Origin of the sequence: Streptomyces sp. NPDC060000 (assembly GCF_042737375.1) — a bacterium.
Classification (GTDB): Bacteria; Actinomycetota; Actinomycetes; order Streptomycetales; family Streptomycetaceae; genus Streptomyces.
The window spans coordinates 36,859-58,422 of the sequence record NZ_JBHWUU010000048.1; the positions used below are offsets into that span (position 1 = coordinate 36,859).

General features: G+C 70.6%; 21 protein-coding genes and 1 tRNA gene. 6 read left to right on the top strand and 16 right to left on the bottom strand.

The genetic code is table 11. The features are described 5' to 3' along the window. Positions 1 to 26 precede the first annotated feature (26 nt). Together ACFWBB_RS24410 and ACFWBB_RS24415 are read right to left on the bottom strand one after the other, a co-directional pair. Positions 27 to 100: transfer RNA gene (locus ACFWBB_RS24410), tRNA-Met, on the bottom strand. Between the two features lie 40 nt (positions 101 to 140). Then, positions 141 to 3,116, bottom strand: a complete 2,976-nt coding sequence (locus ACFWBB_RS24415; protein ID WP_385276351.1) for a UPF0182 family protein — start codon at positions 3,114 to 3,116, stop codon at positions 141 to 143. A gap of 164 nt (positions 3,117 to 3,280) precedes the next feature. Between ACFWBB_RS24415 and ACFWBB_RS24420 the strand changes: the two genes are divergently transcribed. Beyond that, complete coding sequence (locus tag ACFWBB_RS24420) at positions 3,281 to 3,823, top strand: PPA1309 family protein (RefSeq protein WP_385276276.1); 543 nt, start codon at positions 3,281 to 3,283, stop codon at positions 3,821 to 3,823. A 9-nt stretch (positions 3,824 to 3,832) separates the two neighbouring features. Here the strand turns inward: ACFWBB_RS24420 and ACFWBB_RS24425 are convergent, their stop codons facing one another. The 4 genes from ACFWBB_RS24425 to ACFWBB_RS24440 form a co-directional block, all read right to left on the bottom strand. Next, positions 3,833 to 4,924, bottom strand: coding sequence for a PDZ domain-containing protein (locus tag ACFWBB_RS24425; RefSeq protein WP_385276279.1), 1,092 nt, complete (start codon positions 4,922 to 4,924; stop codon positions 3,833 to 3,835). A 54-nt stretch (positions 4,925 to 4,978) separates the two neighbouring features. Beyond that, positions 4,979 to 5,143, bottom strand: coding sequence for a hypothetical protein (locus ACFWBB_RS24430; protein ID WP_385276282.1), 165 nt, complete (start codon positions 5,141 to 5,143; stop codon positions 4,979 to 4,981). A 138-nt stretch (positions 5,144 to 5,281) separates the two neighbouring features. Beyond that, positions 5,282 to 5,743, bottom strand: coding sequence for a molybdenum cofactor biosynthesis protein MoaE (locus ACFWBB_RS24435; protein ID WP_385276284.1), 462 nt, complete (start codon positions 5,741 to 5,743; stop codon positions 5,282 to 5,284). Positions 5,744 to 5,918: 175 nt separating this feature from the next. Then, the gene (locus ACFWBB_RS24440; RefSeq protein ID WP_385276287.1) at positions 5,919 to 7,028 is read right to left on the bottom strand and encodes an SDR family oxidoreductase; all 1,110 of its coding nucleotides are present in this window, start codon (positions 7,026 to 7,028) and stop codon (positions 5,919 to 5,921) included. A 192-nt stretch (positions 7,029 to 7,220) separates the two neighbouring features. Here ACFWBB_RS24440 and ACFWBB_RS24445 point away from each other — a divergent pair, with 192 nt between their 5' ends. Both ACFWBB_RS24445 and ACFWBB_RS24450 read left to right on the top strand, forming a co-directional pair. Further along, the gene (locus ACFWBB_RS24445) at positions 7,221 to 8,681 is read left to right on the top strand and encodes a zinc-dependent metalloprotease (RefSeq protein ID WP_385276290.1); all 1,461 of its coding nucleotides are present in this window, start codon (positions 7,221 to 7,223) and stop codon (positions 8,679 to 8,681) included. After that, complete coding sequence (locus ACFWBB_RS24450) at positions 8,678 to 9,193, top strand: NUDIX hydrolase (protein WP_385276293.1); 516 nt, start codon at positions 8,678 to 8,680, stop codon at positions 9,191 to 9,193. Before ACFWBB_RS24445 ends, ACFWBB_RS24450 begins: the two co-directional genes overlap by 4 nt. Positions 9,194 to 9,286: 93 nt before the next feature. Here the strand turns inward: ACFWBB_RS24450 and ACFWBB_RS24455 are convergent, their stop codons facing one another. From ACFWBB_RS24455 to ACFWBB_RS24470, 4 genes are all read right to left on the bottom strand, one after another. Continuing rightward, positions 9,287 to 10,042 (bottom strand): AIM24 family protein, encoded by a 756-nt coding sequence (locus ACFWBB_RS24455; RefSeq protein WP_385276296.1) that lies wholly within the window; start codon positions 10,040 to 10,042, stop codon positions 9,287 to 9,289. A gap of 18 nt (positions 10,043 to 10,060) precedes the next feature. Next, positions 10,061 to 10,741, bottom strand: a complete 681-nt coding sequence (locus tag ACFWBB_RS24460) for an AIM24 family protein (protein WP_385276299.1) — start codon at positions 10,739 to 10,741, stop codon at positions 10,061 to 10,063. Between the two features lie 11 nt (positions 10,742 to 10,752). After that, positions 10,753 to 12,423 (bottom strand): TerD family protein, encoded by a 1,671-nt coding sequence (locus ACFWBB_RS24465; RefSeq protein ID WP_385276302.1) that lies wholly within the window; start codon positions 12,421 to 12,423, stop codon positions 10,753 to 10,755. A gap of 142 nt (positions 12,424 to 12,565) precedes the next feature. Further along, on the bottom strand, positions 12,566 to 13,162 hold the full coding sequence (locus tag ACFWBB_RS24470) for a M48 family metallopeptidase (RefSeq protein WP_385276305.1): 597 nt from the start codon (positions 13,160 to 13,162) through the stop codon (positions 12,566 to 12,568). 240 nt (positions 13,163 to 13,402) lie between these two features. Here ACFWBB_RS24470 and ACFWBB_RS24475 point away from each other — a divergent pair, with 240 nt between their 5' ends. After that, positions 13,403 to 14,614, top strand: a complete 1,212-nt coding sequence (locus ACFWBB_RS24475; protein WP_385276308.1) for a TOMM precursor leader peptide-binding protein — start codon at positions 13,403 to 13,405, stop codon at positions 14,612 to 14,614. Next, complete coding sequence (locus tag ACFWBB_RS24480) at positions 14,607 to 15,986, top strand: ABC1 kinase family protein (protein ID WP_385276311.1); 1,380 nt, start codon at positions 14,607 to 14,609, stop codon at positions 15,984 to 15,986. The genes ACFWBB_RS24475 and ACFWBB_RS24480 overlap by 8 nt, the downstream gene beginning before the upstream one ends. Positions 15,987 to 16,073: 87 nt before the next feature. Here ACFWBB_RS24480 and ACFWBB_RS24485 read toward each other — a convergent pair whose 3' ends face one another. From ACFWBB_RS24485 to ACFWBB_RS24505, 5 genes are all read right to left on the bottom strand, one after another. Then, entirely contained in the window at positions 16,074 to 16,331 is a 258-nt protein-coding gene (locus ACFWBB_RS24485; protein ID WP_385276314.1) for a hypothetical protein, read from the bottom strand. Between the two features lie 132 nt (positions 16,332 to 16,463). Further along, entirely contained in the window at positions 16,464 to 16,787 is a 324-nt protein-coding gene (locus ACFWBB_RS24490; RefSeq protein WP_385276317.1) for a hypothetical protein, read from the bottom strand. After that, a complete protein-coding gene (locus ACFWBB_RS24495) occupies positions 16,784 to 17,152 on the bottom strand; it encodes a WhiB family transcriptional regulator (protein WP_356258167.1) in 369 nt (122 codons plus the stop codon). The genes ACFWBB_RS24490 and ACFWBB_RS24495 overlap by 4 nt, the downstream gene beginning before the upstream one ends. Positions 17,153 to 17,334: 182 nt before the next feature. Further along, entirely contained in the window at positions 17,335 to 17,652 is a 318-nt protein-coding gene (locus ACFWBB_RS24500; RefSeq protein ID WP_385276320.1) for a hypothetical protein, read from the bottom strand. Positions 17,653 to 17,842: 190 nt separating this feature from the next. After that, positions 17,843 to 20,056 carry an ATP-dependent DNA helicase UvrD2 gene (locus tag ACFWBB_RS24505; protein WP_385276323.1) on the bottom strand — a complete coding sequence of 738 codons (2,214 nt, stop codon included), beginning with the start codon at positions 20,054 to 20,056 and terminating at the stop codon, positions 17,843 to 17,845. 197 nt (positions 20,057 to 20,253) lie between these two features. Here ACFWBB_RS24505 and ACFWBB_RS24510 point away from each other — a divergent pair, with 197 nt between their 5' ends. Beyond that, a complete protein-coding gene (locus tag ACFWBB_RS24510; protein ID WP_062642532.1) occupies positions 20,254 to 20,496 on the top strand; it encodes a mycoredoxin in 243 nt (80 codons plus the stop codon). Positions 20,497 to 20,559: 63 nt separating this feature from the next. On the opposite strand, the gene nudC is transcribed toward ACFWBB_RS24510, so the two are convergent. After that, positions 20,560 to 21,504 carry an NAD(+) diphosphatase gene (gene nudC / locus ACFWBB_RS24515; protein ID WP_385276327.1) on the bottom strand — a complete coding sequence of 315 codons (945 nt, stop codon included), beginning with the start codon at positions 21,502 to 21,504 and terminating at the stop codon, positions 20,560 to 20,562. Between the last annotated feature and the right edge of the window lie 60 nt (positions 21,505 to 21,564).

The following is a 21,564-nucleotide window of genomic DNA, read 5'->3' on the forward strand; positions in this document are numbered from 1 at the left end:
ATAAGGATCCGGGCCTTCGTCTTCAGTAGCGGGGACAGGATTTGAACCTGCGACCTCTGGGTTATGAGCCCAGCGAGCTACCGAGCTGCTCCACCCCGCGTCGTGTTCCACAACCGTACCACGACGCGGAGCGGGCATGATCAGCCGCTGCTGGGACTGGGACTGGGGCTCGGACTGCTACTGGCAGTACCCCCGGAGCCGCCGCTCGGGCTCGCCGAACTGCTCGGACTCGGGCTGCTACTGGCCTTCGCCCCCTTGTCGGCCGTCGCCTGCGCGTCCTCCGCCCGCTTCAGCGCCGCCTCGAGATCCTGCTGCGCCTTGGCGTACGCGTCCCAGTCGGGCTTCTTCAGGGCCTCCTGGCCGGCGTCGAAGGCCTTCTGGGCATCGGCCAACGCCTCCCGGACCGTCGGGTTGGACGACGTCGGCGGCGGGGTCGTGCCGCCGCCCTCGTCCGCCGGCGGCGGGGTCGTGCCCTCCGCGCCGAAGACCTTGTTGAGAGCCTCGTCCAGGGTGTCCTCGAAGGCGGTGTTGCCGCCGTAGGTCACCAACACCTTCTTCAGCAGCGGGTACTTGAGCCCGCCACCGCGCACATAGACAGGCTCCACGTACAGCAGACCACCGTCGAGCGGCACCGTCAGCAGGTTGCCGTACTCGATGTCGGAGTCGCCGCCCTTCAGGAGTCTGATGGACTCGGCGATGTCCTGTTCGGAGTTGAACTGGCTCTGTACCTGTTTGGGTCCGTCGACGGTCGTGCTGGTCGGCAGCTTCAGAACTCTGATCTTGCCGTAGTCGGGGGTGCCCGCCTCGGAGTCGACCGCCATGAACGCGCTGAGGTTGTCCCGGCCGTTGGGCGTGAACGTCGTCGTCAGCGAGAACGCCTGCGCCTTCTGGTCGGGCATCTTCATGCTCAGGTAGTACGGCGGCACCGCGTCGCCCGACTTGTTGGACGGGTCGTCCGGCACCTGCCACACCTCGCTGCCGCTGAGGAACGTCGTGGCGTCCTTCACGTGATAGCGGGTGAGCAGTTCCCGCTGGACCTTGAACAGGTCCTGCGGGTACCGGAGATGAGCCATCAGCGCGTCGGAGATGGACGACTTGGACTTCACCGTGCCGGGGAACGCCTTCATCCAGGTCTTCAGGACCGGGTCCTCGGTATCCCACTGGTAGAGCTTGACCTGGCCGGTGTACGCGTCGACGGTGGCCTTCACCGAGTTGCGGATGTAGTTGACCTGGTTCTGCTGGGCCACCACCGCGCGGTTGTCGTTCGTCGCGGTCAGCGAGTCCGCCGTGGTGTCGCCGAGGGTCGTACGGGAGGCGTACGGGTAGCCGTTCGTCGTCGTGTACGCGTCGACGATCCACTGGATCTTGCCGTCGACCACGGCCGGGTAGGCGTCGCCGTCGATCGTCAGCCACGGGGCGACCGCCTCGACGCGCTCCTTCGGCGTGCGGTTGTACAGGATCCGCGAACCCTCGCCGATGGCGCCGGAGTACAGGATCTGCGGTTCGCCGAACGCCACAGCGTAGGCGGCCCGGTTGACCGGGTTGGAGAGGTTTACCCCGCTCTTGCCGGTGTAGCTGGTGGTCTTCTCACCCGCGTCGTCGGAGTAGTCGATCTCCTTCTGGGGACCGCCGACGATCGAGTACGTGGTCGTCTTCTCGCCGTAGTAGACCCGCTGCTGGTACGTGCCCAGGTCGCCCTCGGAGGGCAGGTTGGACTCGGTGAAGAGCGGTCGGCCCTCGGCGTCGGCGGTGGTGCCCCTGGCGGCGACCACGCCGTAGCCGTGGGTGTAGCGGAAGTGGTTGTTGATCCAGTTCTGCTTGTCGACGCCCGCGAGGTTCAACTCGCGCAGACCGATGACGGTGTCCTGGTCGGACCCCTTCACGTTGTAGCGGTCCACGTCCAGGTTGGTCGGGAACGCGTAGTACTTCCGCATCTGCTGGAGCTGCTGGTACGTCGGGGAGACGATGTTCGGGTCCAGGACGCGGATGCTCGCCGTGGCGTCGACGTCGTCGCGCAGCGTCGTCTTGTCCTTGGTGGTACTCGTGCCCGTGTACTCCGTGACCTGCGCGCCGTCGATGCCGTACGCCTCGCGGGTCGCCTTGAGGTTCTTCTCGACGTACGGGGCTTCCTTGGCCTGCTCGTTCGGCTGGACCTGGAACTTCTGGACGATCGCCGGGTACAGCCCGCCGATGAGGATCGCCGAGAGCACCATGAGGCCGAAGCCGATGACCGGCAGCTGCCAGGTGCGCCGCCACAGGGTGGCGAAGAACAGCAGGGCGCAGATGACGGCGATGCAGAACAGGATCGTCTTGGCCGGCAGGTAGGCGTTGGCGTCGACGTACCTCAGGCCCGTCCAGTTGTCCGTCGCCTTGAAGTCACTGGACTTCACCGCCAGGCCGTAGCGGTCGAGCCAGTAGGCGACCGCCTTCAGCGTGACGAAGATGCCCAGCAGCACCGACAGGTGTCCGGTGGCCGCGGCGGTGGCGCGCGCGCCCGGGCTGGTGACGCGCAGGCCGCCGTACAGGTAGTGGGTGAGCGCGGCGGCGATCAGCGAGAGGATCGTGGCGGCGAAGCCGAAGCCGAGCAGGAACCGGTACCAGGGCAGGTCGAAGGCGAAGAAGGACACGTCGAGGTGGAACTGCGGGTCCTTCTGGTGGAAGGGCACCCCGTTGACCCACATCAGCCAGGTCCGCCACTGGCCCGCCGCGGAGGCGCCCGCGATCAGGCCGACCAGAGCGGTGATGCCAAGCAGCAGCCATGTCTTGTACGGCGCGATGCCCATGCGGTAGCGGTCGAGGCTCTGCTGCTCCACCGACATCGCGCTGAGCGGCGGCCGCATCCGGTGGGCCAGCCAGATGTTGAACCCGACCGCGAGGGCCATCAGCAGGCCGAACACGAAGAACAGCCCGATCTTGGTCCACAGCGTGGTCGTGAAGACCGACGAGTAATTCACCGAGCGGTACCAGAGCCAGTCCGTCCAGAACCCGGCGAACATGGTGAACGCCATGCCGAGTACGGCAAGGACGCCCAGCGTCATGAGCAGGGTCCGGACGCGCCGGGACGGGCGGCCCACTCTGATCCGCGGCCCCGTGGGGCCTCCGCCGCGGTCCGGCATCTGGAAAGCCAAGGTGCGCACCTCGAAAGTCGCAGTTGATCCGTCAGGCCCGCGTGTTCGTGGACCGTTCGTGGCCCCCCGTGATCGTGGGCCCACACCTATGCAACTTACTCACCGTTTACTCGGTTCCCGATTCCACCCCTGAACGAGGCAGGATTGTGACCATGTCCAACACTCCCATGGCGGCGAGCCCGCTCACCCGGGCCGTACTCGAGATCGACGAGTACGCCTCCGGCCTCGGCTGGGACCAGCCCGCCCGCCTTTTCGCCCTCGTAGACACCGCTCGGCTGCGCACTCAGGAACCGTCGCTCGCCGCCCAGCTCGGCCTTCAGGACGCGCCCGAGACCACCGGTCTGACCCCGATCGAGCAGGACGAAGTGCCGACGGACAAGCCGCTCGACGAGTTCCTCGCCACGATCGCCTGGCCCGACGCCGTGGTCGGCTGCGCCCTCACCGTGGAGCGGCTGATGCTGCCCCCGTCCGCCGAGGCCCAGGTTCCCAAGGGCCTGAGCGACGCGAAGCTCACGAAGTGGGTGGCGGACCACCCCGACCGGCACGAGGTCCGGATGACGGTCGGCGTCCTGCGTGACGGCACCCGCGACTCGGCCCTCCGGCTGCGCGAGAAGGACGCCCCGACCGAGGTCCTCACCGGCGCGGGGCTGGTGCCCGGTCTCGCCGAGGCGCTGTCGGCGACGTTCGCGGAGTAGCCCGTCCGGCTACTTCGTGCACTTCGGCAGGTCCGCGGTGTCGCCGCCGCGGATGTCCTTGAGGGCGTCGAGGGCGTCGTCGATGGTGTTCACCTTGACGAGCCTGAGCCCGGAGGGGGTGTCCTTGGCGGCCGCCGCGCAGTTCTCCGCGGGCGTCAGGAAGTACTGGGCGCCCTGACTGCGCGCGCCGACCGTCTTCAGCTCGATGCCGCCGATCGGCCCGACCTTGCCGGCGTCGTCGATGGTCCCGGTGCCGGCGACGAATTCACCGTCGGTCAGGCTGCCCGGCGTGAGCTTGTCGTAGATGCCGAGCGCGAACATCAGTCCGGCGCTCGGCCCGCCCACGTCGGCGAGCTTGATGTCGATGGTGAACGGGAAGGTGTGGTCGGTCCCGGCCGAGATCCCGACGATGGCCCGCTTCTCGCCGCTGTCGTCGGAGGTCGCGGTCGTGATGGTGACGTCCTGGGCCTTGGTCGCCGTCTTGTTCGCCTTCTCGGCGGCCGCCTGCTCCTTCGCCGGGACGATGCGGAAGACGACCTTGTCCCCCGGCTTGTGCTTGGTCACCAGTTTCGCGACATCGCCGGGCACCTTCACCGCGGTGCCGTCCACGGCCTTGATCACGTCACCGGCGTGCAGCCGGCCCTCCGCCGGGGACGCCTTCACCACCGTCGAGACGATCACCCAGGAGGTCACCGGGATGTCCAGCTCCTTCAGGGCGGCGACCTTGGCGCTCTCCTGGGACTGGCTGAACTCCTCGGCGTTCTCCTGGGTGGACTGCTCCTCGGTCTTGCCGTCCGGGTAGAGCGTGTCGTGCGGCACGACCTTGTTGTCGTGCGCGAGCCATCCGTAGACGGCCTCGACGAGGTTCATCCGGTAGTCGGCGCTGGTGACCCGCACGGTGGTCATGTTCAGGTGACCGCTGGTCGCGTAGGTCTTGCGCCCGGAGATCTGGAGCACCGGCTCGCCGCCGTGGTCGCCGAGTGTGTTCACCGTCGGCCCGGGGGACATCTCCGCGTACGGCACGGGGATGAGCACGCCCGCACACAGGAGCGCGATCAGCATCAGGGTGGAGGCGAGCATCGTCGCGGTGCGGCGTGGCATGGCTCGACAGTACGGGACGCTTCTGTCGGCGCACCGTCAGGGCTGCCACCCGGGTCACGTACGCGGGTGGGGCTTCTCCATGGCCGCGCGGAAGCGGGCGTATCCGTCCAGCTCGGGGCCGTCGCTGCGGGCCTTCCGGGTCCGGTTGGCCCAACTGCCCCACAGACCGGCGCCGATCCCGACGACCAGCGGAATCAGCAACCAGGCGAGCGCACCCATGCCGACCTCCCAACCCCGATGAGCCACCGCAACTGACTGATCAGCAGATTAACCATCCGCACGGACAACGCTCACGGCAGGGGTGCGGTTACGCAACCGGAAGGGTGACGGGGCGGGCGGGCCGGAACCGGGAGGGATTCAGCAGGCGCCCACCCACTCGTCGGTGCCGTCCGAGAACTTCTGATGCTTCCAGATCGGCACTTCGTGCTTGAGGTCGTCGATCAGCTTCCGGCAGGCCTCGAAGGCCTCCCCGCGGTGCGGACACGAGACGGCGACCACGACGGCGAGATCACCGATCCCGAGGTCCCCGATCCGGTGCACCGCGGCCAGCGCCCGCACCGGGAACTCGGCGACGACCTTCTCCGCGATCCGCCGCATCTCCGCCTCCGCACTGGGGTGGCAGGAGTACCCGAGCGCGTCGACGTCGGCGCCCCCGTCGTGGTTGCGGACGGTGCCGACGAACAGCGCCGTCCCGCCGGCCGAGTCGTCCCCGACGGCCCTGAAGACCTCGTCCAGGGAGAGCGGGGTGTCACGAACGGCGATCAGCTTGATGGGGTCCTGCGCTGCCTGCTCACCCGGATGGTCGTCGATGGCTGCCATACCCCCATCGTGCCGCACCCCGTGGAGCAGGCGAACCGCACCCCGTGGAGCAGGCGAAACAGCGTGATCACCCGGCACGCACGCGTACCCCTTCGGAGCGACCTCCAAAGTCAGCCCGTCCGGGACGCCCCCGCCGGGGGAGATCGAGGAAAAAGCCGGCCGCCCACCCCTACGCTCAGCGCCGCCGGGCCTTGCGAGCCCGCCGCACGACAGCCGCCGCACCCAGCAGCGCGACCGTCGCACCCGCCGCACCCGCCGCCGTCGCGTCCTTCCGCCCGAGCCGCCGACCGACGACGGTGTGCCGCCCGGACACCTCCTCCAGCAGCTCCGCGAGGACCTCCTCGTTGGTCCACCGCGGCCGCCACCCCGCGTCGTGCAGCCGGCTCCCGCTCACCACCCAGGGGTACATCGTGTAGGCCAGGTCCCCGGCCGGGGACGGCGTCAGCCCGATCCTGTGCAGCCGAGCGGCGGCGCCCAGCGCGACCGCCGACGGCAGCTCCATGCGCCGGATCCCGCTGAGCTCCTCGACCTCCTCCTGCTCCAGCCAGCCGTCGCAGCCGACGGCCAGCTCGCCGTCGACCTTCTCCAGGACGGCGTACTCCAGAGCGCTCACCAGGTCCTCGACGTGGCAGAACTGCCAGGCCGGCCGCGACCCGGCGACGACCAGCAGCCGCGGCGACTCGAAGTACCGCGTCAGCGCGGTGTCGGTGCCGCCGACCAGCATCGCGGGGCGCACGACGGTGACATTGAGCCCCGGGTGCGCCCGGGGCGCGCGCCGGGCGAGCCGTTCGATTTCGAGGAGATCCCCGACTCCGGTCGCCTCCGCGGTCGCCCTGAGCTCGGCGTCCTCCGAGAGCGGCAGCTCGTTGTCCTCGAGCGCTCCGTAGACCATCGCCGAGGTGCACAGCACCACGCGGTGCACCCCGGCCGCCGCGGCGGCCGTCAGCACGGTCTGCGTACCGCGCACGTTGTAGGCCGTCCGGGCGGCGGCTTCACTCCCCAGGTCGAGGTCGAGCGCGAGGTGGACGACGACGTCCACACCGCGCAGCTTGTCGGCGATCGCGGGATCACGGACGTCGAGGATGTGCCACTGCGCCGCGTCGCACTCGCCCCGCCGCTCGTCGACGGCGACGACCTGCCTGACCTCCTCGGACGCGGCGAGACGCTCGGTCAGCAGGGCGCCGATCCCGGTCGCGGCGCCGGTCACGGCGACGACGGGCCCGCGCGCACCGGCCGGGGTTGAGTGGTTTCGCGCTGCGCGAACCTGCGGATCTGGGGAACTCACCAGGTGTCTCCAGCGGTTGTCTTGGCATACGGGCGCGAGTAGAGCGTACGTACCAGGTGGCATCCATCCTGCCGCAGGCCAGGAGTCGGCGAAGCACCGAGGCCCGATCGAGCCGGGGTGTCTACGCTGGGTGGTGTTGCAGGGCAGTCGCCGCCGGCCGATAACCGGTGGCCTTACCAGCCGAGGAACCCCGTGAGTGACACCCCATTCGGATTCGGCCTTCCGCCGGAGGAGCCGGAAGACGGCGACGAGGGCAAGAAGAAGGACTCGCAGAGCGGCGGTGGTCAGGGACCGGCCAACCCGTTCGGTTTCGGCGGCCTGCCAGGCGCCGGAGGCTTCGGCGCCCCGGGCGGCCCGGGCGCCGACAACCCGCTCGCCGCGATGTTCGGTTCGCTGAACCCCAACGACCTGGGCGCCGCGTTCCAGCAGCTGGGCCAGATGCTCTCCTACGAGGGCGGCCCGGTGAACTGGGACATGGCCAAGCAGATCGCCCGCCAGACGGTCGCCCAGGGCACCGCCGAGGGCGTGAAGGACTCCAGTGTCGGTCCCTCCGAGCGCACCGCGGTCCAGGAGGCCGTCCGCCTCGCCGACCTGTGGCTGGACGACGCGACCTCCCTGCCCTCCGGTGCGGGCACGGCGGTGGCGTGGTCGCGCGCGGAGTGGGTCGAGGCGACCCTGCCCGCGTGGAAGGAGCTCGTCGACCCGGTCGCCGAGCGCGTCGGCGCGGCCATGGGCGATGTCCTGCCGGAGGAGATGCAGGCCATGGCCGGCCCGCTGATCGGCATGATGCGCTCGATGGGCGGCGCGATGTTCGGCTCGCAGATCGGCCAGGCCGTGGGCGTGCTCGCGGGCGAGGTGGTCGGCTCGACCGACATCGGTCTGCCGCTCGGTCCGGCCGGGCGCGCCGCGCTGCTGCCGGTGAACATCGAGGCGTTCGGCAAGGACCTGGGGGTGCCGAAGGAGGAGGTGCGGCTCTACCTCGCGCTGCGCGAGGCCGCCCACCAGCGTCTGTTCGCGCATGTGCCGTGGCTGCGCTCGCACCTGTTCGGCGCCGTCGAGGGCTACGCGCGGGGCATCAAGGTCGACACGGCCAAGCTGGAGGACGTGGTCGGTCAGTTCGATCCGCAGAACCCCGAGCAGCTGCAGGACGCGCTGCAGCAGGGCATGTTCCAGCCGGAGGACACGCCGGCGCAGAAGGCCGCCCTGGCCCGTCTGGAGACGGCCCTGGCGCTCGTGGAGGGCTGGGTGGACGCGGTGGTGCACGCGGCCGCGAAGCCGCGCCTGTCGTCCGCGGACGCCCTGCGCGAGACGCTGCGCCGCCGTCGCGCCTCGGGCGGTCCGGCGGAACAGACCTTCGCGACGCTGATCGGCCTGGAGCTGCGTCCGCGCCGCCTGCGGGACGCCTCCCGTCTGTGGGCGTCGCTCACGGACGCGCGTGGCGTCGACGGCCGTGACGGCCTGTGGGCCCACCCGGACATGCTGCCCACGGCGTCCGACCTGGACGACCCGGACGGCTTCGTGCACCGCGAGCAGCTGGACTTCTCCGAGCTCGACAAGATGCTCGGCGAGGCGGCGAGCGGTGCCTCCGGCGAGAAGCCGAACCTGAAGAAGGACGACGACAGCACCGACTCCGAGGACGACGACACCGAGTGAGCCTGTACGACGACGCGGTCCTCGTCCTGAAGGGGTACGAGGGCCAGGAAGAGCTGCGCCAGGCCTATCTGGACCATCTCGCGGCGCACCCGGACGGCATGTGGAAGGCCTGCCGGGACGGGCACGTCACGGCGAGCGCGCTGGTGATCGATCCGGAGCGGGGCCGGGTGCTGCTCACCCTGCACAAGAAGATGCGGATGTGGCTTCAGATGGGAGGCCACTGCGAGCCGGTCGACGGGACGCTGCGGGCCGCCGCACTGCGCGAGGCGACCGAGGAGTCCGGCATCGGGGGGCTGTCGCTGCTCCCCGGCGGCCCGGTGCGTCTGGACCGGCATGACACACCGTGCGCCTGGCACTACGACGTCCAGTACGCGGCGCTCGCGGCGGCCGGGGCCGTGGAGGCCATCAGCGACGAGTCCCTCGACCTGCGCTGGTTCGCCTACGACGAGGTGGGAGACGTGGCCGACGAGTCGGTCGTACGCCTGCTGGAAGCGACCCGCGCGCGGCTGTGAGCCGGAACGGGTAAGGGGCGACGCTCAAAGAGGCCGCCCCTTACGTCTGCTTTCCGGACGATCCGCTTCGGTCAGTTCCGGACCAGCTCCGGGTCAGCTCCAGGCATTGCCCTGGTTCTGTCCCCGCACGCCCTGCTGCCCCATGCCGTACTGGGCGGCCAGACCGGAGCCGATCTGGGTGTGCTGCGGCGGCAGCAGCTCGCTGGGCTGGACGAGCGCGTAGCCGGTGCCCATGAAGCTGAGCTCCCAGCCCTCACCCGTGTTGCCGCGCCGCCGCCACACCCCGGAGGAGTGCGTCTGGGCCTGCATCTGCACCCGCAGCCCGGTGGACCAGGCGACGATGGCGTCGGCGTCGCAGTTGACGTACTTGTCGGGCGTGACCTGCATCATCAGCGGCGCGCCCGAGGTCATCAGGGCGACCTTGCCGCGGCCGGTGATGTTGAGCTGGTACTTCCCGGAGCCGGAGATGCCGTAGAGGCTGTCGACCGCGATGACCTCGTGGTGCAGCGAGGAGTCCATGGCCAGGACGTAGCTGCTGTCGACCGTGAGGCCGTCCTGCTCGACGTCCATCACGTGGACGTGCTGGGCGAGGTTGGCGAGGTAGACCGTGCCCTGCCCGTGGCAGCGCATCAGGTCCAGGCCCTCGCCCGTGTGCGCCCGCGCGCGTCCCTGCTGGTTGTTCTGGTACTCGGCGTCGAACTCCATCAGGCCCTGGTAGGCGACCATCGTGCCCTTGCGGGCGAGGATGTCGTCGTGGCCCTCCAGGGTGACCCGGAGCATCTGCTTGTTCTGCAGACTCCAGCGCTCCTGGGTCTGCGAGTCGTTGTGCGCGAAAAGTGAGCTCTGCATGGCGTTTCTGGCTCCCCCTCAGCCCCGGAACCGGAGGCGGTCGGTGCTGTCCTCACTGGGCTGGACGACGACGATGCCCTGGCCGGAGAAGGCCATCTGGTAGGCCTCGCCGCTGCCCCGGCCGATGAGCGACTGCGCCTTGAAGCTGCGCTTGCCCTTCACCTTGAGGTTCGGCGACCAGGCGACGAGCGCGTCGGGGTCGACGTACGTCTCGTCCTCGCCGCCGCCGCAGTCGACGACGATCGGCTTGCCCCGGGAGGTCAGCGCGACCCAGCCCTGCCCGGAGATCTTGGTGTTCCACAGGCCCTGGCCGGCGAACTTCGCGAGCCCCTTGACGCGCTCGACGCCCCAGGTGAGGTGCGCGTCGAAGGCGAGCAGGTTGGTGGCGTTGACGGAGATGCCGTCGCCGTTGAGGTTGATCACGACGACGTCGGCGCCGTAGTCGGCGAGGTAGAGCAGGCCGTCGCCCGAGCACTTCATCAGGGGGGCGCCCTCGCCGGTCATCCAGTCGCGGGCGATCTGGCGCACTGCGGGCGGGTTGGGCTCGTACTGCACGAAGCCCTCGTAGGCGACCATCGAGCCCACGCGCGCGAGGAGGTCGTTCCCGGTCTGCAGGGCGACCTTCAGCATGTGGTTGCCGTGGTTCTCCATACGGGCGGTGACGGGTGCGGGGGCGTAGCCCGCGAATGGCTGGTTCATGACGGGCTCCCTCAGACCTCGTACGGCTGGACGACGATGAAGTTGCCGGGAGCGCCCCGGAACTGGAGGTTGACGCTCTCCCCGGTGTCGCCGGGGTAGGCGTTGCGGCGCATCCGCACCTGGCTGGAGACGACCACCTGGGAAGCGGCCGACCAGGCGACGACGGCGTTGCAGTCGGCGAACGTGGTGGGGGTGACCGGCAGGACGACGGGAGTGCCGTGCGTCTTCACGACGATCGTGCCGGTGCCCTGGAACTGCATGGTGAACAGCGCACCGCCGGGAATGCCGTGCCCCTCGATGCGGCGGACCTCGTACTGGAGGCTCTCGTCGAAGGCGAGGACGTTCTCCGCGGAGACGCAGATCGCGTCGCCCTGGAGTTCGACCGGGTGCAGGTGGGTGGAGTTCTCGGCGAGGAACACCTGGCCCTGGCCGGTGCAGCGCATCAGCTGCATCTCCTGGCCGGTGGCGTTGCCGACGATCCGGCCGGCGAACCCGGCGCCCTTGTAGCTGAAGTCGACCTTGCCCTGGTAGAGGACCATGCTGCCCTGGCGGGCGAGCACGGGCTGGCCGCCCATCCCGAGGTCGACGCGGATCAGCTTCTTGTTCTGCTGCGTCCAGCGCTGTCCGGTGGGCGTCTCCTTGAACCGCTGGAGCGCCGCGGCCACCCCGGCGCCGCCCTGGGGCGCGCCCTGCGGCACGCCGTACGCCTGCTGGCCCGGCACCTGTCCGAACGGGGGCTGCTGGCCGTAACCGGGCGGCTGGGCCGGCTGGCCGTAGCCCGGCGGCGCCTGCGGGGCGTGGGGCGCCTGGGGCTGCTGACCGTAGCCGGGGGGCATGGGCGCGGCCGGCGCGGGGCCTTGACCGTACGGCTGCTGCTGGGGCGGCTGGCCGTACGGCGCCGGTGCCGGGGCGGGGGGCGGGACCTGGCCGCCGCCGGACGGGGTCAGGGGCGCGACGATGGTCGGCGCGGCGTGCACCGAGGGCGCGGGAGCCGGGGCGGGGGGCGGGGTCGCGCCGGGCGGGGGCGCGAAGCCCTGCGCGGCGGGCTGCGGCTGCGCCGGAGCGGGAGCGGACGGTGCGCCGAACGCGGGCGGGGAGAAGCCGGGAGCGGCTGCGCCGGTCTGCGGCTGCTGCGATGCGGCGGGCGCCTCCTCCTCCGCGACCTCGCCGCCGAAGTTCTTCAGCAACGCGTCCAGACCGCCGTCGAAGCCCTGGCCGACGGCCGCGAACCGCCACACGTCCTTCAGATAGAAGTCACCCAGCATCACGGCCCGCTCGCTGGAGAACTCGGAGCCGTTGAACGCGTAGCGGGCCACTTCCTCGCCGCCCGCGACGATGCGCAGGTAGCCGGGGTTGATCTGCGACATCTGCCCGGCTCCGTCGAGGGTCGCCGTGAAGGACAGCTTCTGGATCTGCGGCGGGATCCGGTCGAGAGTGATGCGGAAGGACTCCGTGTCGCCCGCCTGGGCGCCCAGGAGCTGGATGGACTCCTCGGGGGACTTCGGCTGGTTGAAGAAGACGAAGTACCGGTCGTCCGAGAGCCGCTCGTCGGCGTCGAGGCCGAAGCAGCTGATGTCGAAGGTCGAGCCGGGGGCGGTGATCTGCACGCCTACGTACAGATCGGTGCCCGCGGTGAGGTCACTGATCCTGGCCTTGTGGCCGCGCTGGAATTCCCTGGGCATGCGTAACGACCGTCCCCCATCCCGATTGTGAATGCGTCGCGTCAGGCTAACGGCAAAGTCGGACAACGCACGATGTCGGTACAGACCCGGTACACAACCCGCGTCACGCGCCATGGGGCGGGTTCGCTGCGCGCCCCGCAGGTCACTCCTCGCTTGCGCCGGGCAGGTGGGGCAGCCGTTCGGCCGCGACGACACCCTCGAGGTAGCCGCGGGCGCGCTCGGTGCGCGGGTACGCCTCCAGCAGCCGCCAGAAGTCGGGCCCGTGGCCGGGCACGAGCAGATGCGCGAGCTCGTGGGCGAGGACGTAGTCGATGACGTACTCGGGCATGCCCTTCAGCCGGTGCGACAGGCGGATGCTGCCCTCGGCCGGTGTGCACGAGCCCCAGCGGGTGTTCTGGTTGGTCACCCATCGCACGGAGGTGGGCCGCGCCCGGCCTCCGAAGCACTGGACCGACAGCCGCTCGGCGCGCTCGGCCAGCTCGGCGTCGCCCGGCACCCGCCGGCTCTCCTGGGCGGCGAGCTTGTCGAGCATGACGCTCACCCAGCGTTGTTCCTCGGCCTCGGACATCCGGGCGGGGATGAGCACGATGGTGCGGTCGCCCTCGCGGTACGCGGAGACCGTGCGACGTCGACGGGCGCTTCTGCGGACCTCGATGGCGCTCGCCCGTGAGCCGCTCGGCGGCTGGCTCGTCGTGCTGCGCTGTGGTGTTCCGGCGCGGTGGAGTGGGTCGGCGGACACGCCACGACGTTACCCGCTGCACATGGAAGAAGTCCCGACTCCGGGGCGGTTCGGTTCCGATCAAACCTGCCGTTTTTGCCTCGTACGACGGATTTATACGATGAATACCTCCGCCTGTGGACAACTTTCGGCACGCTCGAGCGGGTCCGGGCATGCTGGCACTCGTCGGCGGAGCGAGGAGACCACCACGCCCCCGCTCCGCCGATGTGACGGGGAGTTTCCAGGCTTACGGGGGCTTTGATGCATCCGACGGTGAAGACCGCGCTGCGGCGCGGCTGGCGTGACCTGAACACCGTGCAGTTCGGAATGACACCGGCGCACGCGCTGACGCTCGGCCCGGTGGACACGGCGACGGGCAGTTTCCTCGACCTGATGGACGGCACCCGCGGGCTCGCGCTCCTGCGCGAGGAGGGGCGCCGCATGGACCTGCCCGACGGCCATGTCGACCGGCTGGTGGAGCGGCTGGCGCGGGCGGGGCTGCTCGACGACGCGCGCGGCGGCGGCCCGGAGGCCGCCGCGCTGCGGGAGAGGAAGGAGGTCATGGACCGGTTGCGCCCCGACCTCGCCGCTCTGTCTCTCCTGACGTCGGAACCCGCCGACGCGATCGAGCACCTGACCGCCCGACGCGGGCTGCGGGTCCAGGTACGCGGCGCCGGCCGGGTCGGCGCGGTGCTGGCCGCGCTGCTGTCGGGTGCGGGGATCGGCGAGGTGGACGTGCGGGACGGCGGCCGGGTGGAGCCGGGGGACGTCGCACCGGGTGGCGTGCCCGCCGAGGCGGTCGGCGAGCGCCGGGACGAGTCCGCACGCCGTGCCGTACGCCGGGCCGCCCCGGGCCCGGCACCGCGAAGCAGCCCGAGGTCACCGGCCGGGGCGGAGACCCCGGGCTTCTCTTTGGTGGTCATCGCCCCACGGGACGACGTGTCCGTGCACGCGCCCGTTCCGACGGTGGCGGAGCCCCTGATCGCCTCCGGCACACCGCACCTCTACGCCGGGGTCGTGGAGGGGACCGGTGTCGTCGGGCCTCTCGTGCTGCCGGGTGAGACGGGCTGCGCCGGATGCCTGCATCAGACGCGCACCGACCGGGACCCGGCCTGGCCGCGGCTGGTCGCCCAGTGGCACTCCGGGAGGAGGCGTGCGGCGAGCGCGTGCGACCTGACGCTGGCCACGACCGTCGCCGGGCTGGCGGCCGCGCACGCGCTCACGTTCCTCGACGGCCGGACCCCCTCGAGCGCGGGCACCCGCTGGGAGGTCTCGGCCCCCGCCCTGCAGTGGCACGCACGGCCGGTGCGGCCCCACTCGGCGTGCCCGTGCGGGGCCGCGGAGAAAGGTAAGCAGGAACACACCTCCGAGGACCGGGGACCACACGCGACAATGGCAGTGCAGCATTCGACGACGTTTCGCCGTACGACGGACACGGCGCGGCTGTCTGGGACTTGGAGGGCGCATGTCTGATCTTCCCCGGAAGGCGGTCACCCGGACCGCCAGGCTCGCCGCGCTCCCGCTCGGCTTCGCCGGGCGGGCGACCTGGGGTCTGGGCAAGCGGATCGTGGGCGAGTCCGCCGAGATCGTCGGCCGCGAGCTCCAGCAGCGCACCGCCGAGCAGCTCTTCAAGGTGCTGGGCGAGCTGAAGGGGGGCGCGATGAAGTTCGGGCAGGCCATGTCGGTCTTCGAGTCCGCCCTCCCCGAGGAGGTCGCCGGTCCCTACCGGGCGGCCCTCACCAAGCTCCAGGACGCGGCGCCGCCGATGCCGACCCGCACCATGCACGCGGTGCTCGCGGAGCGGCTCGGCGAGGACTGGGCCGAGCTGTTCCTGGAGTTCGACGACAAACCGGCCGCGGCGGCCTCGATAGGCCAGGTGCACCGAGCGGTGTGGCACGACGGCCGGGAGGTCGCGGTCAAGGTCCAGTATCCCGGGGCCGGTGAGGCCCTGCTGTCCGACCTGAGCCAACTAAGCCGTTTCGCACGGCTGTTGGGACCCCTCATCCCGGGCATGGACGTGAAGCCTCTGATCTCCGAGCTCAAGGACCGGGTCTCCGAGGAACTCGACTACGGCTTGGAGGCACAGGCCCAGCAGGCCCATGCGGACGAGTTCGCCGGCGATCCCGACGTACTGGTACCGGCGGTGGTCCACCAGTGCGACCAGGTCCTGGTCACCGAGTGGATCGACGGTGTGCCCCTGTCGGAGGTGATCACCGACGGCACCCAGGAGCAGCGTGACCGCGCCGGCCAGCTGCTGTCCCGTTTCCTCTTCTCGGGCCCGGCCCGCACCGGCCTGCTCCACGCCGACCCGCACCCCGGCAACTTCCGCCTCCTGCCCGGCGGGCCGGACGGCGCGGACGACTGGCGTCTGGGCGTCCTGGACTTCGGCACGGTGGACCGGCTTCCGGGTGGCCTGCCGGACACGATCGGCGAGTCCCTGCGCATGACTCTCGACGGCGACGCGGAGGCGGTCTACGAACTCCTCCGCACGGAGGGCTTCGTCAAGGACTCCATCGAGTTGGATCCCGACGCGGTCCTCGACTACCTCCTGCCGATCATCGAGCCGGCCCAGGTGGAGGAGTTCACGTTCAGCCGTGGCTGGATGCGCAGCCAGGCGGCCCGGATCGCCGACCCGCGCTCCCCCGCCCATCAGCTGGGCAAGCAGCTCAACCTGCCCCCGGCCTACCTGCTGATACACCGGGTGACGCTCAGCACCATCGGCGTGCTGTGCCAGCTCGGCGCGACGGTGCGGCTGCGTGAGGAACTGGAGGAGTGGCTGCCCGCTTTCCTGGCGGCGGACGCCCCGGAGACCTTCGACGCGGACGGGTCGGTCGCGGAGGCGTGAGCGCTGAGCTCTGAGCTCTGCGCTCTGCGCGAGGCCCACCGGGGGCGGGCCTCCTCGTCGACTGTGACGCATTTCACCACCCGCGTTTCACCACCACTCCGCGTCCAGTCGTCCTTCGATCGCCCTGAGGTTCTCGCGGGCGCAGACCTCGCAGCAGAAGTGGCGCCGGACGCCGTTCTCCACGGACCAGGTCCAGGTGACGGGCGGCGGCTCCTGGGCCCGGGCGCCGCACCGGGCGCACGCGAGGGTGCGGGGCTCCCCCGGGGAACCGCCCTGGTCGCCGTCCGAGCGGTGGGAGTCACCGTCCGGACCGTCCTGGTCGCCGTGTCCCGGAAGGCCCGTCATCTTCGGGACGACAACGCCGCAGTGGCGGATCGGCCGCCCAACGCACCGCGGGGGCCGGTCCGTTCGGACGGACCGGCCCCCGCGTGGAGAGCTTCGCCCCGGTCGGGAGGCCACCGCTCCAGGTGTGCGTGGTTACTGCATCACCGCCATGGCGAGTGCCCGGCGGGCGCGCAGCGAGGCGCGCTCGGCCCGCCGCTGCATCCGGCGAGCGGTCGCCAGGCGCAGGGCCCGGCGTTCCCGCTCGGCCTGGTGCAGCCGGTCGTGCATATGCGCACGAGCCAGGGCTTCTGGGATGAGTTGCATCTCGCGTGTCCTGTTCTGACGCGAGTCGTACGCGCCGGTGGTGGTGATGTCTTCGGTGGCGGAGCCTGCGGGCTCGCTGGGGAACGGCTTCATCGGGGCCTGCTTCTTGGGGTCTTGCGTGAGGGGGCGGTCGATCGTTCCTGCGGTGTTCATACCGTGACCGGGTTCTTGCGCGGGCGGCCACGCGGCCGCTTCCGGGCGACGACGACGCCCTGGACGAACAGCTCGCCACCCCAGACGCCCCAGGGCTCGCGCCGCTCCTTGGCGCCGGCGAGGCAGGCCTCCATCAGCGGGCAGGTGCGGCAGAGGGACTTGGCGTACTCGACGTCGGCCGGCGACTCGGCGAAGAAGACCTCTGGGTCGTAGGAGCGGCAGGGGACGGGCACGCCGAGGTTCTCGATGGCGTCGTCGAGCGCGGTGAGCGCCGTGAGCGGGGTCAAGGTGGAGTCCTCCGTGAGGCCGGGCGGGGGGATCGTTTCGGAAGGCGGTACTGACGGGGCGTGCGCTTCGAGTTGCACGGTTCGTCTTTCCTCGTCTGTCGGTCCGGTCCTGTGGGACCGGGTGTCGGCTGGGTACCGGGTTCTTTTCTTGTCCCGAGGCCCCTTCGCTCCGCCGTCCCCGTTGGGTTTCGGGGAAAACAGAAGGGCCGCGGATCCCGGGTGGGGTTCCGCGGCCCTGAAGGCGCCGGCCTGATCGACGATCAGGCTGGATCACTCCAGGGTTCTGGCCCACGGAAGGCCCACATCAGGTGGTGCTGCGTCGTCTGCTTCCGGGCTCCGGCACCGGCTGCCGTAAAGGCATAGGCATGCGCCTGCGCCCCTACTGCTTCCAGTGCCTCGGTCGGTCGCTCATTGCGCTCGCGGATGGAAAGACCCGCGGAGGCGACGGAGGAGCACGCCGGCCGGTCGGCACGAATGCCGGACAGACCGGTGCCCAGGGTCGAGGCGTCGAGGTTGCACGTGGAGACGACCGAGGGATCGGTCAGTTTGGCGGCTGAGCTGCTGTTGATGATGATCACTAGAATCGCCTCCTCTCGGCGTCTCGGGGGACCGGGGGTGAATCCGGTCCGGCGGGAATGCAAGTACAGCACGGAATCAGGGCCTTCGAGAAGGCCGCCGTTCCCCGTGCCTAAGAACCTATGGGGATTGCCAGGGCATGCGCAAACTATTTTTCCGACGAGTTCGGATCAGTTTCCGAAGTGCCTGTCCTCAGCCCACCCCGTCGTCCCCTCCCACGTCTTGGCCTGCGCAGATGGCCAGGACATCGGCTCCGTAGCGGTTGAACTTGCGTACTCCGACCCCCGGGATCCGGGCGAGCTCGCCCTCCTCCTCGGGGACGGTCTCGGCGATCGCCATCAGGGTCTTGTCGGTGAAGACGCAGAACGCGGGCTGCCCCGCCAGCCGGGCCTGGACCGCTCGCCAGTCGCGCAGCCGTTCGTAGAGACCCTCGTCCATGTCGGAGGGGCACTCCTCGCAGCGCATCAGCTTCATCTCGCCTGCGTCTGTCAGGGTGCGCCCGCAGACCCGGCAGCGGGCCGGCGTCCGCTGCGTCCGGCGCCGCACGACGGGGGCACCCGCCGCGGCACCGGTGAAACCGCGCTCGATCCCGGCGCTGCCACCGGCGCCTCCGCTGCCTCCGCGACCGGCGGCGGTGCCCGAACCGGGACGCAGGCCGTCGAGGAAGCGGCTGGGACGGCGGCTCGCACGGCCGCCGGGTGAGCGGGAGAGCGCCCAGGAGACGTGCAGACGCTCGCGGGCCCGGGTGACCCCGACGTAGAGGAGGCGGCGCTCCTCCTCGATCTGCTCGTCGGTCCTGGCATAGGTGATCGGCATCATGCCCTCGGCGACACCGACCAGGAAGACGACATCCCACTCCAGGCCCTTGGCCGAGTGCAGGGAGGCCAGGGTGACGCCCTGGACGGTCGGGGCGTGCTGGGCGTTCGCCCGTTCGTCGAGCTCGGCGACCAGGTCGGCGAGTGTGGCACCGGACTGGGCGGCGGAGAAGTCCTGCGCGAGGTTCACCAGCGCGGCCAGGGACTCCCAGCGTTCTCTGACGGCTCCGGAGCCGGCCGGCGGCTGCGGGGTCCAGCCCTCTCCCGAGAGGACGGCACGCACCTGGGAGGGCAGATCGACGGTGTCCTCCAGCAGGGTGTCGTTGCCGCCGAAGCGGGCCGCGCCACGCAGGGCGACGCCCGCCTTGCGCACCTCGGGGCGGTCGAAGAAGCGCTCGGCTCCGCGCAGCTGATAGGGGATGCCGAGGTCGGCGAGGGCCTGTTCGTAGGTCTCCGACTGCGCGTTGGTGCGGAACAGGATGGCGATCTCCGCGGCCGGGACACCGGCGTCGAGGAGCTCGCGGATCCGGCGGGCCGCACCCTCGGACTCGGCGGGCTCGTCGGGGTACTCCGCATAGCCGGGCTCGGGTCCCGGGCCACGCTGGGAGACCAGCTCCAGACGGTGGTCGGCGGCGCGGCCGCTGGCCTGGGAGAGCAGACCGTTGGCGAGGCGGACGACCTGGGGGGTGGAGCGGTAGTCACGGACCAGTTTGACGACGGTGGCACCGGGGTGACGGGTGCGGAAGTCGAGGAGGTGGTCGGGGGTGGCTCCGGTGAAGGAGTAGATCGTCTGGCTGGCGTCCCCGACCACGCACAGGTCGTCCCGCTCGCCGAGCCACAGCTCGAGCAGCCGCTGCTGGAGGGGGCTGACGTCCTGGTACTCGTCGACCACGAAGTGCTGGTACTGGGCGCGGACCTGCTCGGCGATGTCGTGCCGGTCCTGGAGGACGGCGACGGTCAGCAGTAGGACGTCCTCGAAGTCGATGACTCCGCGCTGCCGCTTGAGGTCCTCGTAGGCGGCGTAGAGCTGGGCGATCTCGGCGGGGTCGCGGGGGATCTCGCGGCCCGCCTTGACGGCGGCCGCGGCGTAGTCGGCGGGAACGGTCTGGGTGACCTTGGACCACTCGATCTCCGCGGTGACGTCCCGCAGCTCGCCCCGGTCGAGACGGACGCGGCAGGCGGCCGCCGCGTCGACGACGAGCTGGATCTTGCGGTCGACGAGCCGGGGCAGTGAGCCACCGATCGCTTTCGGCCAGAAGTACTGCAACTGCCGCAGCGCCGCGGAGTGGAAGGTACGGGCCTGGACACCCTGGGCGCCGAGCTGGCGCAGCCGGCCCCGCATCTCCCCGGCGGCCCGGTTGGTGAAGGTGACGGCCAGCACACTGGAGGGGTGCAGGATGCCGGCGCGCACACCGTAGGCGATGCGGTGGGTGATCGCCCGGGTCTTGCCCGTGCCCGCTCCGGCCAGCACACACACCGGTCCGCGCAGGGCGGTGGCCACCTCGCGCTGCTCGGGGTCGAGCCCTTCGAGCACCGCGTCGGCCGAGTCCGGTACCTGCGGGAAGAGGGTGGAGTGCGTTGCTGCTGTCACATGGCCATGCTGCCAGGTCGGCGGAGCAGGGTGGGCAGGTTGTCCACAGGCGGGCCCCTGCGGTCGCACTAATGCGGCGAGTGTCACTCCCGGCCGCCCGCACCCCACAGCGCCACGCGGGAATGGTGGCCCTTTCACGTACGTTCTCCCCCTGCGACCACCTGTTCCCCCCGACCCGCCGAAGGAGCACAAGAGACATGCTGGGCACTGTGACGATGTACAGCACCACGTGGTGCGGCTACTGCCAGCGGCTGAAGAAGCAGCTCGACCGCGAGGGCATCGGATACACCGAGATCAACATCGAGCAGGACCCGGCGTCCGCGGCGTTCGTGGAGAAGGCCAATGGCGGAAACCAGACGGTCCCGACCGTGCTTTTCCCCGACGGCTCCACGCTGACGAACCCGTCGCTGGCGCAGGTGAAGCAGAAGATCGGCGCGTGAGCGCAGCGGTAGACGAAAGGGCGGCTCCCGAGATGTCGGGGGCCGCCCTTCTCGCGCCGTGGGTCAGTTGAAGGTGCGGGTCGGCAGCGGCTTGCCGTACCAGAGCTCGATCAGACGGGCCGCGATGGAGATGCCGTAGGGAGGCAGTACCTCGCCGGTCTCGAAGGCGGCGCCGAGTTCGTCGCGCGAGAACCAGCGGGCCTCGTGGATCTCGTCACCGTCGACGTTGATGTCGGTGGACGTGGCGCGGGCCATGAAGCCCAGCATGAGGCTGGACGGGAAGGGCCAGGGCTGGCTGGCGATGTAGTCGACCCTGCCGACGGTGACGCCGGCCTCCTCGAAGACCTCGCGGCGCACGGACTGCTCGATGGACTCGCCGGGCTCGACGAAGCCGGCGAGGGTCGAGAAGCGGCCCTCGGGCCAGTGGACCTGGCGGCCGAGGAGGATGCGGTCCTCCTCGTCCGTGACCGCCATGATCACCGCGGGGTCGGTGCGCGGGTAGTGCTCGGCACCGCAGGCCGGGCAGCGGCGGATGTGTCCGGCCGCCGCGATCACGGTGCGCTCGCCGCAGCGGGAGCAGAAGCGGTGCAGGCGCTGCCAGTTCTCCAGGGCCACCGCGTGGACCATCAGTCCCGTGTCGCGTTGCGACAGCAGCAGACCGGCCTCGCGCAGACCGGCCGGGCGGGCGGACTGGTCGATTCGGCCGGGCAGCGCGTCCTTCTGGAGGGCGAAGTAGCTGACGCCGTCCTCGTCGGTGCCCAGGAAGTAGCGGTGCGCCTCGGTGAGGGGTGCCTCGAACGACGGGGTCATGACGAGCTCGGTGCGGCCCTCGGACGTCTCGTCGATGAGGACCTGGCCGCCGGAGACGACGAAGCAACGCGTTGTGGGGTGGCTCCACGCCGCGGCGAGCCACGCCTCGTCGAGCCGGTGGTGGGCCGCCCGGTCGACACCGCTCGGCGCGGTGAGCGAGATGGGTCGATCGGCGTTCTGGTCGGTCCAGGTGGTCACGGGTACTTCCAACTCCCCCGGTGGAACGGTTGTTTCGGCGGGCGGTTCAGCGGGACGTAC

Excerpts from the sequence above, each read along its gene's own strand:
- ACFWBB_RS24415 (WP_385276351.1), bottom strand. The coding sequence starts at position 3,116 with ATGCCGGACCGCGGCGGAGGCCCCACGGGGCCGCGGATCAGAGTGGGC.
- ACFWBB_RS24420 (WP_385276276.1), top strand. The coding sequence starts at position 3,281 with ATGTCCAACACTCCCATGGCGGCGAGCCCGCTCACCCGGGCCGTACTC.
- ACFWBB_RS24425 (WP_385276279.1), bottom strand. The coding sequence starts at position 4,924 with ATGCCACGCCGCACCGCGACGATGCTCGCCTCCACCCTGATGCTGATC.
- ACFWBB_RS24430 (WP_385276282.1), bottom strand. The coding sequence starts at position 5,143 with ATGGGTGCGCTCGCCTGGTTGCTGATTCCGCTGGTCGTCGGGATCGGC.
- ACFWBB_RS24435 (WP_385276284.1), bottom strand. The coding sequence starts at position 5,743 with ATGGCAGCCATCGACGACCATCCGGGTGAGCAGGCAGCGCAGGACCCC.
- ACFWBB_RS24455 (WP_385276296.1), bottom strand. The coding sequence starts at position 10,042 with ATGCAGAGCTCACTTTTCGCGCACAACGACTCGCAGACCCAGGAGCGC.
- ACFWBB_RS24460 (WP_385276299.1), bottom strand. The coding sequence starts at position 10,741 with ATGAACCAGCCATTCGCGGGCTACGCCCCCGCACCCGTCACCGCCCGT.
- ACFWBB_RS24465 (WP_385276302.1), bottom strand. The coding sequence starts at position 12,423 with ATGCCCAGGGAATTCCAGCGCGGCCACAAGGCCAGGATCAGTGACCTC.
- ACFWBB_RS24475 (WP_385276308.1), top strand. The coding sequence starts at position 13,403 with ATGCATCCGACGGTGAAGACCGCGCTGCGGCGCGGCTGGCGTGACCTG.
- ACFWBB_RS24480 (WP_385276311.1), top strand. The coding sequence starts at position 14,607 with ATGTCTGATCTTCCCCGGAAGGCGGTCACCCGGACCGCCAGGCTCGCC.
- ACFWBB_RS24485 (WP_385276314.1), bottom strand. The coding sequence starts at position 16,331 with ATGACGGGCCTTCCGGGACACGGCGACCAGGACGGTCCGGACGGTGAC.
- ACFWBB_RS24490 (WP_385276317.1), bottom strand. The coding sequence starts at position 16,787 with ATGAACACCGCAGGAACGATCGACCGCCCCCTCACGCAAGACCCCAAG.
- ACFWBB_RS24510 (WP_062642532.1), top strand. The coding sequence starts at position 20,254 with ATGCTGGGCACTGTGACGATGTACAGCACCACGTGGTGCGGCTACTGC.